This is a genomic window from Pseudoduganella sp. (genome assembly GCF_041914865.1).
Lineage (GTDB): Bacteria > Pseudomonadota > Gammaproteobacteria > Burkholderiales > Burkholderiaceae_D > Rugamonas.
Window position 1 is genome coordinate 39,921 of sequence record NZ_JAYSCO010000021.1, and the last position, 12,052, is coordinate 51,972.

The 12,052-nt window shown below is 61.6% G+C and carries 10 protein-coding genes; 1 reads left to right on the plus strand and 9 read right to left on the minus strand.

What is annotated here, in order from left to right; translation table 11 throughout:
* Nucleotides 1-2: 2 nt before the first annotated feature.
* From zapE to ACE3TQ_RS12250, 6 genes are all read right to left on the minus strand, one after another.
* Nucleotides 3-1,100 carry a cell division protein ZapE gene (gene zapE / locus ACE3TQ_RS12225; RefSeq protein WP_374582478.1) on the minus strand — a complete coding sequence of 366 codons (1,098 nt, stop codon included), beginning with the start codon at nt 1,098-1,100 and terminating at the stop codon, nt 3-5.
* A 107-nt stretch (nt 1,101-1,207) separates the two neighbouring features.
* Nucleotides 1,208-2,641 (minus strand): dihydrolipoyl dehydrogenase, encoded by a 1,434-nt coding sequence (gene lpdA / locus ACE3TQ_RS12230; RefSeq protein WP_374582479.1) that lies wholly within the window; start codon nt 2,639-2,641, stop codon nt 1,208-1,210.
* A gap of 3 nt (nt 2,642-2,644) precedes the next feature.
* Nucleotides 2,645-2,974 carry a PspC domain-containing protein gene (locus tag ACE3TQ_RS12235; protein WP_374582480.1) on the minus strand — a complete coding sequence of 110 codons (330 nt, stop codon included), beginning with the start codon at nt 2,972-2,974 and terminating at the stop codon, nt 2,645-2,647.
* A 124-nt stretch (nt 2,975-3,098) separates the two neighbouring features.
* Nucleotides 3,099-4,343: a 2-oxoglutarate dehydrogenase complex dihydrolipoyllysine-residue succinyltransferase gene (gene odhB, locus ACE3TQ_RS12240; RefSeq protein ID WP_374582481.1), complete on the minus strand. Its 1,245-nt coding sequence runs from the start codon at nt 4,341-4,343 to the stop codon at nt 3,099-3,101.
* Nucleotides 4,344-4,415: 72 nt separating this feature from the next.
* Nucleotides 4,416-7,271 (minus strand): 2-oxoglutarate dehydrogenase E1 component, encoded by a 2,856-nt coding sequence (locus ACE3TQ_RS12245; protein WP_374582482.1) that lies wholly within the window; start codon nt 7,269-7,271, stop codon nt 4,416-4,418.
* Between the two features lie 176 nt (nt 7,272-7,447).
* Nucleotides 7,448-8,347 carry a LysR family transcriptional regulator gene (locus ACE3TQ_RS12250; RefSeq protein ID WP_374582483.1) on the minus strand — a complete coding sequence of 300 codons (900 nt, stop codon included), beginning with the start codon at nt 8,345-8,347 and terminating at the stop codon, nt 7,448-7,450.
* Between the two features lie 101 nt (nt 8,348-8,448).
* On the opposite strand from ACE3TQ_RS12250, the gene ACE3TQ_RS12255 reads away from it, so the two are divergent.
* A complete protein-coding gene (locus tag ACE3TQ_RS12255; RefSeq protein ID WP_374582485.1) occupies nt 8,449-9,303 on the plus strand; it encodes an MBL fold metallo-hydrolase in 855 nt (284 codons plus the stop codon).
* Nucleotides 9,304-9,359: 56 nt separating this feature from the next.
* Here the strand turns inward: ACE3TQ_RS12255 and ACE3TQ_RS12260 are convergent, their stop codons facing one another.
* The 3 genes from ACE3TQ_RS12260 to ACE3TQ_RS12270 form a co-directional block, all read right to left on the minus strand.
* Complete coding sequence (locus tag ACE3TQ_RS12260) at nt 9,360-10,004, minus strand: hypothetical protein (RefSeq protein WP_374582486.1); 645 nt, start codon at nt 10,002-10,004, stop codon at nt 9,360-9,362.
* Between the two features lie 355 nt (nt 10,005-10,359).
* Entirely contained in the window at nt 10,360-10,623 is a 264-nt protein-coding gene (locus ACE3TQ_RS12265) for a PAAR domain-containing protein (RefSeq protein WP_374582487.1), read from the minus strand.
* The gene (locus ACE3TQ_RS12270; protein ID WP_374582488.1) at nt 10,623-11,957 is read right to left on the minus strand and encodes a hypothetical protein; all 1,335 of its coding nucleotides are present in this window, start codon (nt 11,955-11,957) and stop codon (nt 10,623-10,625) included. Before ACE3TQ_RS12270 ends, ACE3TQ_RS12265 begins: the two co-directional genes overlap by 1 nt.
* Between the last annotated feature and the right edge of the window lie 95 nt (nt 11,958-12,052).

Sequence of the window (12,052 nt, forward strand, 5' to 3'; positions counted from 1 at the left end):
TGTCAGGACAGCTTGTCGGCGGCGCCGCGCTGTTCCTTTTCCATATACTCGCGCGATTGCATCTCGACGATGCGCGACACGGTACGGTGGAATTCATTGGCCAGCATACCGGTCGTATACAGCTCCTCCGGCTCCACCTCGGCCGACATGATCAGCTTGACCTTCTGGTCGTAGAACACGTCGATCAGCCAGGTGAAGCGGCGCGCTTCGGACGACTGGCCGGCCGACATCATCGGAATACCGGACAATATCACGGTATGGAAGCGGCTGGCGATTTCCAGGTAGTCGTTCTGCGAGCGCGGGCCGCCGCACAAGGTGGCGAAGTCGAACCAGACGATGGTGCCGGCGCGGCGCAGCGCTTTCAGCTCGCGCCCTTCGACGTGGATGCGCGGGTCCTCATCGGCCGTTTCGGCGATGCGGGCGAAGGCTTCGCGCAGCTGGTGGTCGGTCTGCGCGTTGAGCGGCGTGTAGTAGGCGTCCACCTGCTCCAGCGCGCGGCCGCGGTAGTCGATGCCGGCGTCCACATTCAGCACGTCCATCTTTTCCTTCAACAGGGCGATGGTGGGCAGGATGCGGTCGCGGTGCAGGCCGTCCGGATACAGGGTGGACGGCTCGTAATTCGAGGTCATGATGAAGGACACGCCGTTGTCGTACAGCGCCTTCATCAGGTTGTACAGGATCATGGCGTCGGCCACGTCGGAGACGTGGAATTCATCGAAGCAGATCAGGCGGTACTTCTTGGCGATGCGTTTGGCGACTTCCTCCAGCGGGTCTTCGACGCCGCGCAGCTCGTCGAGCTGCATGTGGACGTCGCGCATGAATTCGTGGAAGTGCAGGCGCGTTTTGCGCACCAGGGGCACCACCGAGTAGAACGAATCCATCAGGAAGGATTTGCCGCGCCCTACCCCGCCCCACATGTACACGCCGCGCGGCGGTGCTGGACGGTTGATCAGGCGTTTGAAGCTGTTCGAGCGCTGGGATTTGTACTCGACCCATTCGTCGTAGCACTGCTGCAGGCGGTCGACGGCGCGCTGTTGGGCGGCGTCGGCTTTGAAGTCGCGCTGCGAAAGCGCGTGCTGGTAAAACTCTTGGACGTTCATTTATTTTGGAACCCGGTAAACCAGGGGTCAGACCCAAGGGTCCGACCCTGTCGACGCGGCTTGCAGTGGAGGGGTCTGGCCCTTGGGCCAGACCCGCCCTACCGGGGTTAGAAGTTCAGCGTACGCTTATCGACAGCCAGCGCTGCTTCCTTGGTCGCTTCCGACAGCGATGGGTGGGCGTGGCAGATGCGCGCGATGTCTTCGGCCGAAGCCTTGAACTCCATCGCCACCACCGCTTCGGAGATCAGCTCGGAAGCCATCGGGCCGACGATATGCACGCCCAGGATCTCGTCGGTGGTCGCATCGGCCAGGAACTTGACCATGCCGCTGGTGTCGCCCAGCGCACGCGCGCGGCCGTTGGCCAGGAACGGGAAGGTGCCGGCCTTGTAAGCCACGCCTTCGGCCTTCAGCTGCTGCTCGTTCTTGCCGACGAAGGCGATTTCCGGATGGGTGTAGATGACCCAAGGGATGGTGTTGAAGTTGGTGTGGCCATGCTGGCCGGCGATACGCTCGGCCACGGCAACGCCCTCTTCTTCCGCCTTGTGCGCCAGCATCGGGCCGCGCACCACGTCGCCGATCGCCCATACGTTTGGCAGGTTGGTCTTGCAGTCGCCGTCCACGGTGATCATGCCGCGCTCGTCGACCGCCAGGCCCACTTTGTCGGCGCCCAGGCCGATGGTGTTGGCCACGCGGCCGATCGACACGATCAGCTTGTCGAACACGGTCTTGTGCGCTTCGCCCTTGGCGTCGGTGTATTCAACGGTGACGTTGTCCTTGCCCGCTTCGACCTTGGAGATCTTGCAGCCCAGGTTGATCGACAGGCCTTGCTTGGTCAGCAGCTTGTGCGCTTCCTTGGCGATCTGCTCGTCGACAGCGCCCAGGAAGGTCGGCAGGCCTTCCAGCACGGTCACTTCCGAACCCAGGCGGCGCCATACCGAGCCCAGTTCCAGGCCGATCACGCCGGCGCCGATCACGCCCAGCTTGGCCGGTACGGTTTCGATGTTCAGGGCGCCGGTGTTCGACAGGATCAGTTTCTCGTCGAATGGCGCGCCTGGCAGTGCGCGTGGGTTGGAGCCGGTGGCAACGATGATCTGCTTGCCGGTGATGGTGTCGGTGGTCGGGCCCGAAATGGCGATCGGGTAGCCTTCAGCACCAGCGGCGCCGGCGAATGCGCCGCGGCCGTGGAAGAAGGTGACCTTGTTCTTCTTGAACAGGAAAAGGATGCCGTCGTTGTTCTGCTTGACGACGGTGTTCTTGCGCTTCAGCATCTGCGCCACGTCGAAGGACAGGCCTTCCACGTTGATGCCGTGCTCTTTGAAGCCGTGCGATGCATGTTCGAAGTGCTCGGACGATTGCAGCAGCGCTTTCGAAGGGATGCAGCCGACGTTGGTGCAGGTGCCGCCCGGGGCAGGCTTGCCGGCGTCGTTGCTCCATTCGTCGATACAGGCCACGGAGAAGCCCAGTTGTGCTGCGCGGATGGCGGCGATGTAACCGCCAGGGCCGGCGCCGATAACTACTACGTCAAATTGTTTGTTGCTCATGTCTTAGATCCCAGTCATTTCGTCCTCGGGGACGAATATCCACAAGAGAATGTAAATCAGCAGGCCGAAGCCGAAGGTGGCCGAAAAGAGTGCGAAGACCAGGCGCCAGATCCAGGATTCGACGCCGGTGCGGGCGCCGATGCCGCCGCACACGCCGCCCAGCCAGCGGTCGTTGCGGGCGCGGCGCAGGCTGCCGAAATCGGAGGCGAAGTCGCCGCCCGCCTGCGGACTGCCCTGCAGCAGCTTTTCCTTGGCGCGGGCGAATTCTTCATCGCTCAGGGCACCTGCCTGGTGCAGTTCGTGCAGACGCTTCAGTTCTTCGGAGACGCTCATTTAACCTCTCTTCAACTTTTCAACCCGGTAAACCGGGGTCCGACCCAAGGGTCAGACCCTGCTCACGCGGCGTTCGCGGTCCCTGGGTCAGACCCTCGGGTCTGACCCAGCCTTACCGGGGTGATTACAGGTCCAGCAGCAGGCGCGCTGGGTCTTCCAGCGCTTCCTTCATCGCTACCAGGCCCAGGACAGCTTCGCGGCCGTCGATGATGCGGTGGTCGTAGGACATCGCCAGGTAGTTCATTGGGCGAATCACGATCTGACCGTCAACGACAACAGCGCGGTCCTTGGTGGCGTGCACGCCCAGGATTGCCGATTGTGGTGGGTTGATGATCGGGGTCGACAGCATGGAGCCGAAGGTGCCGCCGTTCGAGATGGAGAAGGTGCCGCCGGTCAGGTCTTCCAGGGTCAGCTTGCCTTCCTTGGCTTTGGCGCCGAACTCGCCGATCTTCTTCTCGATCTCGGCGATGGTCATCTGGTCGGCGTTGCGCAGGATCGGCACCACCAGGCCGCGTGGCGAGCCCACAGCGATACCGATGTCGAAGTAGCCGTGGTAGACGATGTCGTTGCCGTCCACCGATGCGTTCAGGATCGGGTACTTCTTCAGCGCGTGCACAGCGGCTTTGACGAAGAAGGACATGAAGCCCAGCTTCACGCCGTGCTCTTTCTCGAACTTGTCCTTGTACTTGTTGCGCAGGTCCATGACCGGCTTCATGTCCACTTCGTTGAAGGTGGTCAGGATGGCATTGGTGGACTGGGACTCAACCAGGCGCTCGGCGATACGTGCGCGCAGGCGGCTCATTGGCACGCGCTCTTCCGGACGGTCGCCCAGGTTGGCGGCGGCAGGCGCGGCCACCTTCGGCAGCGATGCCTTAGGCGCGGCGGCAGCCAGCGGCGCTGGTGCAGCTGGCTTCGGTGCGGCAACAGCGGCCAGGGCGTCGCCCTTGGTCACGCGGCCGTCCTTGCCGGTGCCGGCCACGTCGGAAGCGGCGATGCCGGCTTCGGACAGGATCTTGGCGGCGGCAGGCATGGCCACGCCGGACTTGTCGGCGGCAGCGGCAGCGGCAGGAGCGGCGGCAGCTGGTGCAGCGGCAGCAGCAGGAGCCGAAGGAGCGGCACCGGCGGCAGCGTCGGTGTCGATGATGGCGATGACTTCGCCGGCGACAACGGTGGCGCCGTTGTCTTTGATGATTTGCACAACCACGCCAGCGCCTGGAGCCGGCAGTTCCAGCACGACCTTGTCGGTCTCGATGTCGATCATGTTTTCGTCGCGCGCGACAGCTTCGCCGACTTTCTTGTGCCAGGTCAGCAGGGTCGCTTCAGCGACGGATTCCGACAGTTGAGGAACTTTAACTTCGATTTGTGCCATTTGTTATTTACTCCGTATCTTGTGTTTTGTATGCCGCCCGCTTGTGGCGGACGGCTCACCCGCTAAAAGCGATTACTTGGTCAGGATGAAGCCCTTCAGCTTCGAGAACGCGGTTTCCAGCAGTTCTTTCTGCTGCGCGTAATGCTTGTCGTAGTAACCCACGGCAGGCGATGCGGAAGCAGGACGGCCGGCGTATGCCAGCTTCTGGCCCGATTCCATGGCCTCGAAGATGTTGTGCTGGATCTGGAACCAAGGGCCCTGGTTCTGTGGTTCGTCCTGGGTCCACACCACTTCGGCCAGGTTCGGGAACTTCTTCAGTTCAGCAGCGAAGGCCTTGTGCGGGAATGGATACAGCTGCTCGATACGGATGATCGCGGTATCGGTCACGCCGCGGGTCTTGCGGGTGTTGGCGATGTCGTAGTACACCTTGCCCGAGCAGACGATCGCGCGCTTGACCTTCTTGGCGTCGATGGACTCGTCCACTTCGCCGATCACGGTCTGGAACGCACCCTTGGCCAGTTGCTCCAGCGGGGAACCTGCATCCTTGTTACGCAGCAGCGACTTCGGCGTCAGGATCACCAGCGGCTTGCGGAACTGGCGCACCATCTGGCGGCGCAGCACGTGGAAGATCTGCGATGCGGTGGTCGGCTGCACCACTTGCATATTGTTGTCAGCGCACAGCTGCAGGAAACGCTCTGGGCGGCACGACGAGTGCTCAGGGCCCTGGCCTTCGTAGCCGTGCGGCAGCATCATGACCAGGCCGGAAGCGCGGCCCCACTTCACTTCGCCGGAGCTGATGAACTGGTCGATCACCACCTGGGCGCCGTTGACGAAGTCGCCGAACTGCGCTTCCCAGATGGTCAGGGTGTTCGGTTCGGCGGTCGAGTAGCCGTATTCGAAGCCCAGTACCGCCTCTTCGGACAGCACGGAGTCGATCACGGTAAACGGCGCCTGGCCTTCGGAGATGTTCTGCAGCGGGATGTAGGTGCCTGCGTCCCAACGCTCACGGTTCTGGTCGTGCAGCACAGCGTGACGGTGCACGAAGGTGCCACGGCCGGCATCCTGGCCGGTCAGGCGCACAGCGTAGCCGGAGGAAACCAGGGACGCGAAGGCCAGGTGTTCGCCCATGCCCCAGTCCAGGTTCATTTCGCCCTTGCCCATGGCAGCGCGGTCGCCCAGCACTTTTTCCACCAGCGAGTGCACTTTGAAGTCGGCTGGCACGGTGGTGATGGCGGCGGCCAGGCGCTTCAGTTCGGTCATCGGCACGGCGGTATCGGCCGCGTCGGTCCACTTGCGGTTCAGGAACGGCAGCCAGTCGACGGCGTACTTGTTCTTGAAGTTGGAGATCACCGGGTCGATGGTGTGCTTGCCCTGGTCCATCGCCGCGCGGTACTCGGCCACCATGGCGTCGCCGCCGTCGGCCGGGATCACGCCCTGCGCCACCAACTTGTCCGCGTACATCTTGCGGGTGCCTGGGTGCTTGGCGATCTTCTTGTACATCAGCGGCTGGGTCAGCGCAGGGGTGTCCTGCTCGTTGTGGCCCAGTTTGCGGTAGCAGATGATGTCGACAACGATGTCTTTCTTGAACTGCTGGCGGTAATCCATCGCGATCTGGGAAGCCAGTACCACGGCTTCCGGATCGTCGGCGTTCACGTGCAGTACCGGCGCTTCGATCATCTTCACGACGTCGGAGCAGTAGGTGGTGGAGCGTGCATCGCGCGGATCGGACGTGGTGAAGCCGATCTGGTTGTTGATCACGATGTGCACGGTGCCGCCGGTGCCGTAGCCGCGGGTCTGCGCCAGGTTCAGGGTTTCCATCACAACGCCCTGGCCGGCGAATGCCGCATCGCCGTGCACCAGGATCGGCAGCACTTGCTGGCCTTCCTTGTCGCCGCGGCGGTCCATACGGGCCTTCACGGAACCTTCAACCACCGGGTTGACGATTTCCAGGTGGGACGGGTTGAACGCCAGCGACAGGTGGACCGGGCCGCCTGCGGTGGAGATGTCGGACGAAAAGCCCTGGTGGTATTTCACGTCGCCGGCCGGCAGGTCGTCGGCGTGCTTGCCTTCGAATTCTTCGAACAGGTCCTTAGGCGCCTTGCCCAGGGTGTTCACCAGCACGTTCAGGCGGCCGCGGTGGGCCATGCCGATCACGATTTCCTGCACGCCTTTTTCACCGGCGCGCTGGATGATTTCATCGATCGAAGCGATGAAGGTCTCGCCGCCTTCCAGCGAGAAGCGCTTCTGGCCGACGTATTTGGTGTGGAGGTAGCGCTCCAGGCCTTCAGCAGCGGTCAGGCGCTCCAGGATGTGCTTTTTCTTCTCAGCGGTGAAGTTCGGGGTCGAACGGATCGACTCCAGGCGCTCCTGCAGCCAGCGCTTTTCGGCCGGGTCGGAGATGTACATGTACTCCGCGCCGATGGAGCGGGTGTAGGTGTCCTTCAGCAGGTTGGTCAGGTCGCGCAGGGTCGCGGTCTCTGGGCCGAAGTAGGTGTTGCTGATGTTGAAGACGGTGTCCTGGTCGGCATCGGTGAAGCCGTAGAACGACGGTTCCAGTTCAGGAATGCTTGGACGCTCCTGGCGCTGCAGCGGGTCCAGGTTGGCCCAGCGAGCGCCCAGGTAACGGTAGGCAGCGATCAGCTGGGTAGCGGCCACGCGCTTGCGGCCCATTTCGGCGTCGGACGAAGCGACGATGGTGCGGATGGGGCCAGCTTTCGCGCGTTCGGCGAAGGAGGCGATGACGGACGAGTGGATGACGTCTGGTTTAGCGCTGCCGTCGACTGCCGGTACGTTCTGCATGGCGTCGAAGTACTGGCGCCAGTTGTCTGGCACGGAGCCAGGATTTTCAAGGTACGCTTCGTACAGTTCTTCTACGTACGGCGCATTCCCACCAAACAGGTAGGACGTGGACGTCTTTTGTTGCATCATTTCTTTGCTCACCTTTCTTCGCGCTTCGCGAGGAATTAGCGGGTTTAATCAACCTTCCGCGACACGGCCTGACCGGTTAGCGGATTGCACATCAAGTTGTGGGGGAAGGGCTCTGTTGTTTCCAGCATTTCCAAAAACGGTCGCTTAGCATAGCACGTGTCATTGAACTGCAACAACTAAAACTCGGCTCCGCGCCTGGTAAACCAGTCCGCCAGATGGTCCAGCAAAGCCCGCAACGCCGGCGGCATGTGCTGGCGCGATGTATAAATGGCATGGATTCCCAGCGCCTGCGGTTGCCAATCCGGCAAGACCTCCAGCAACCTGCCCGCCGCCACTTCCGGCAGCACCACGAAGCGCGGCTGCATCGCAATTCCCACGCCCCGCCCGGCCGCCGCCAGCAAGGCCATCGACTCATTCGACGCCAGGCTGCCGCCCACCGGCACCGCCACCACGCCATCGGCCGCATGCGCCAGTTCCCATACGCTCTTGCCGAAGTAGCTATACGCCAGGCAGTTGTGCCGCGCCAGGTCCTGCGGCGCAGCGGGCGCGCCGTGCTGCGCCAGGTAGTCCGGCGCCGCGCACAGCATCGAGCGGCACTCCCCCAGCTTGCGCGCAATCTGGTTCGGCTCCAACGCATTGGTGATGCGGATGGCCAGGTCAATCCGCTGCTCGACCAGGTTGACCGTCCGGTTATCCACCTGCAGGTCAACGGTCACCTGCGGATAACGGCGCAGGAAGCCCGCCAACGCCTCCGCCAGCGCCGTCTGCGCCAGGAACTGCGCGCATGCCACCCGCAGCAGGCCGCGCGGCTCGCCCGCTCCCGCATCCCCCGCCGCCGGGATCGCGCCGGCAAGTGCCAGCAACTCCCGGCAACGTGCCAGCGTCACCTCCCCCGCCGCCGTCAGCCCCAGGCGGCGCGTGGTACGGTGCAGCAGGCGCGCCCCGGCCCACTCCTCCATCTCCGCCAGGTAGCGCGTCACCATGGCGCGCGACATATCCAACGCCTCCGCCGCAGCGGCCAGGCTGCCGCGCTCCGAGATGGTGACAAAGACGCTGGCCGACGTAATCCGATCCATATGAACGATTTAAGCAATAAACCGTTTCAATATACCCTATTTTTCGATCAAGTCAGGCGCCCTACACTGGCAGGCATCAACCAACACAAAGGACCCGCAACATGATCAAGCAGACTCTGGCCTCCGCCGCCCTCGCCACCCTGGCCGCCACCGCCACCGCCAACGCCGCCCCGCTCACCCTGGAAGTCTTCAACCCCGGCGAAGCCGCCATCTTCCCGGTCGCCTCGGTGCTGGTGAAAGGCGAGAAAGACGCCGTGCTGGTCGACGCCCAGTTCTCCCGCGCCGAAGCCGAAAAGCTGGTGGCGCAGATCAAAGCGAGCGGCAAACGCCTGACCACCATTTACGTCAGCCACGGCGACCCCGACTTCTATTTCGGCCTGGACGTACTGAAAGCCACCTTCCCGCAAGCCCGCATCGTGGCCCGCAGCACCACCATCGCCGCCATGGAAAAGAAAGGGAAAGCCAAGGTCGCCTACTGGGGCCCCATCCTCGGCGCCAACGCCCCGAGCGGCGTCGTGATGCCAGAACTGCTGCAGGGCGACATCGAACTGGAAGGCCAGAAGCTGCAGATCCAGGGCCAGGGCGACCGCACCTACGTCTGGATTCCCTCGATCAAAGCTGTGGTGGGCGGCGTGGTGCTGTTCAAAGGCCTGCACGTCTGGATGGCCGACACCCAGACGCCCGAATCGCGCGCCCAATGGCTGTCCGTGCTGGACGACATGGCCAAGCTGAAGCCGACCACCGTCGTCCCCGGCCACTTCGCACCCGGCATCAGCTACACCCCGGACGCCATCAGCTACACCGCCGACTACGTGCGCCGCTTCGAAGCCGCCACCCCGGCCGCCGCCGACAGCGCCGCCCTGGTCGCCGCCATGAAGTCCGCCTACCCGACCGCCGGCCTGGAAAGCGCCCTGCAACTGAGCGCCAAAGTCGCCAAAGGCGAGATGAAGTGGTAACACCCGAACCCGTGTCAACCGTGGACTCAGACCCTTTGGTTGACACGGGCTCGGCGCTAGTAATACTGCCGATCCGCCGCCCTCGCCGAGATATCCAGCATTTCCTTCGAATGGCCGTAGAGCATGAGCTGCCCGGTCTTGTTGCGCGTGAAGAGCAAGACCGGCCATGTGCCGCGAGTGCCTGCATTCAGTTTCGGCAGTTCCAGTTTTTCGAAAGCCGAATAGGCAGCAGCCGATTTGAATTCGGCCATACTCAATGCGCGGATGTCATGCAGTGCCATGTACCAGATCTCCACCGTGTAACCGTCCTGCTCATACTTTCCGCCCAACCCGACCGGCTTTGCAGATTCATTCAGCATCATGCGTTTTGCGATGACGCCCGGGCTGGCGATACGAGCATCCCCCGCGAATATCGATTTCACCAAGTAAGACTTTAAAGAGAGGCCCTTCTTGCTCGATTCAATCGAATTAGCGAACAAGCCAGGTGCCTGCTCGATCAACTGATCGCTTCGACCCGTCTGTTCCTTGCTGAACATCGCATCCCAGTCTGCCTGGAAGCGCCTCTGCCAGTCGGCGAACTCCTTCACCGAAGGCTCCGCATTAAATCCAGCCTGCGTATAGATAGAAGGGTCTACGCCAGGCTGCCCATCACCGGCATGGGCCAATCCCATAACCAGAAGGCCTGCCAGCGCGACGGACATGACTCTCCGAAAGCTCATTGCATTTCCTTTTTAACAAAAAGGCAAGAGCCTAACATTCTAATTGCGCCTCATCGCACACGATTGGAAACGCGGAAGCCTGATCCGAACGTTAAAAGGAATAGCCTTGTTTATAGCTATCCCAGTTCACGTCCTTACGCATGCCCCACCATGAAAAGGCCTCCACTAAAAATTTGCTCGAGTAGCCTCGGGCTAAGCTGCAACCATGCAGCTCCAACCACAACAAGTGCGGACAAAGCGACCATTGGCCATACGCGCGAATACCCGTTTACTGCTATCGCCCATAGCCTGTCGAGCATGTAAGCCAAGTAAAAGGCCATGAAACGTAAGGCCTTCCTCAATTCGATCCCGACTTCGAAACCGTTGAGATCAGCGAAGCACCGCAACTGGTCTTATGCCCCTCAAAGGCCACGGCAATGCCATCCACCTTGATGTTCGGGTGCCCTTCCACGATTATGCAGACGCTATGGCCGGGAATCGGACAAACGCAGGCATCGCCAACGCGCGCAACGGCAATGCCCAGCACCTTGCTGCGCGCGTTTGCACTAATGACCTTCCCGCCATGGCTGGTCGGATCACCCAGCCGGATCACGCCCTTCATCAGAAGGAATAACCCTGCATGTAGTCATCCCACTTCACGTCCTTGCGCATGCCCCACCACGGCAAGTACGTGCTGCCCTCGCCGCGCGCTCGGAACCAGTTCTTGTCCGGGTTGCACAACCGCGGTTTGGCGGGCGGCGTGACCACCACCACCGTGGCACGCTCTGGCTCCGTAGTGCCAGCCACCAATACCGGCAGACCCTTCTGGTGCGTCCACGCGATCGCCAGGGCAAGGTTGGTCACCGCGCTGCCGGCTCGCATATCGCCCAAAAGCTTCGGCGTGTTGAAGGTCTGCTTCATGAAATCCAGCTCGGGCGCCGTGATGGTCAGCGCCTGGCCCAGCGTGCCCAGGCGCGCACCGCTCGCTTCACTGCCGTGACCCGCGTCGTGAATGACGTAGCCCAGCTTCGCTGGCTCGGTGTTTGCCTGCTCGGCAGCCATTCGGATCGCGGTTTGCCATGCTTGCGCGGAGCGGTTCTGGCCATCGCGTGGTTCAAACGCTTTGGTCTCTTGCACTGCGGGACGGCCAATCCAGGCCAGCGGTTCGCGCTCCGTGTTAAATGTCGGGCCGGCAAGAACCAACAGCGTGCTGTTCTCGGACATCTGCTTATACTTCGGGAAGTCCGGGCTGTCCCAGCTATATACCCATACGCTCTTATTTGGATGCTTCTCCAGATAGTCCATGGCTTTGTCCAGCGACGTGAAACCCGCGCTAGCACCGCCGACAGTGGTATTTACCTCGGCGGGGATGTTAGCGGTCGAGAGCTTCTTAGAGAAGAACTCGAATTCTTCACCTATCATTTCAACCACCTTCGCAGTTCCTTGCTCCTTCGAGAGCTGGGGAACATCCGGCATGGCGAACTCCACATGGATGCCGTGCAGTTCGCGCCAATGCTTGGTCTTTTCCGGCTGGACGGTGTAAAAGTAGGCACTACTCTTGACGTAGCTGTTGCCGATCGGTTTTAAAGTGAAAATCAAGTAATTCTCCAAGAATCCTTTAAGAGAATTTTTTCCATTCATATTGAATGCCACACCGGCGATAGGCTGAATAGTAGTGAACATCTTCGGATCCTCTTTCACCAATTCATCATCCTTGTTCGGCTTCGCCAAGCCAAGCGTCCACAGAAGCTGCCACTCGGTCGGATAGTCCCGACGTGCAAGCGGGTTCAGCCACTGCACCCCAACTACCTGCGCCTTAAAAGGTCCGGACTGTACTTGATTGATTCCCGCCATAGCGGAGGTGGTTTGAGTCCGCTCGAGCAGCTGGCTGCAACCTGTCGTCAAGGCAAGCACAGTCATGCCTACGATTGCGGGAATGCCCAGTAAGCGTGTCATAAGTTCTCCATTTGACATTTGATTCGTAACGACAGGATCCAGTTGGCGAAGCCATAGAACGGTGAGCATAGTAGCCATCAAACCAAAGAAAATGG

What these genes read in the sequence shown, in the direction of transcription:
- zapE (WP_374582478.1), bottom strand. Translation starts at nt 1,100, where the DNA reads ATGAACGTCCAAGAGTTTTACCAGCACGCGCTTTCGCAGCGCGACTTC.
- lpdA (WP_374582479.1), bottom strand. Translation starts at nt 2,641, where the DNA reads ATGAGCAACAAACAATTTGACGTAGTAGTTATCGGCGCCGGCCCTGGC.
- ACE3TQ_RS12235 (WP_374582480.1), bottom strand. Translation starts at nt 2,974, where the DNA reads ATGAGCGTCTCCGAAGAACTGAAGCGTCTGCACGAACTGCACCAGGCA.
- odhB (WP_374582481.1), bottom strand. Translation starts at nt 4,343, where the DNA reads ATGGCACAAATCGAAGTTAAAGTTCCTCAACTGTCGGAATCCGTCGCT.
- ACE3TQ_RS12245 (WP_374582482.1), bottom strand. Translation starts at nt 7,271, where the DNA reads ATGATGCAACAAAAGACGTCCACGTCCTACCTGTTTGGTGGGAATGCG.
- ACE3TQ_RS12250 (WP_374582483.1), bottom strand. Translation starts at nt 8,347, where the DNA reads ATGGATCGGATTACGTCGGCCAGCGTCTTTGTCACCATCTCGGAGCGC.
- ACE3TQ_RS12255 (WP_374582485.1), top strand. Translation starts at nt 8,449, where the DNA reads ATGATCAAGCAGACTCTGGCCTCCGCCGCCCTCGCCACCCTGGCCGCC.
- ACE3TQ_RS12260 (WP_374582486.1), bottom strand. Translation starts at nt 10,004, where the DNA reads ATGTCCGTCGCGCTGGCAGGCCTTCTGGTTATGGGATTGGCCCATGCC.
- ACE3TQ_RS12265 (WP_374582487.1), bottom strand. Translation starts at nt 10,623, where the DNA reads ATGAAGGGCGTGATCCGGCTGGGTGATCCGACCAGCCATGGCGGGAAG.
- ACE3TQ_RS12270 (WP_374582488.1), bottom strand. Translation starts at nt 11,957, where the DNA reads ATGACACGCTTACTGGGCATTCCCGCAATCGTAGGCATGACTGTGCTT.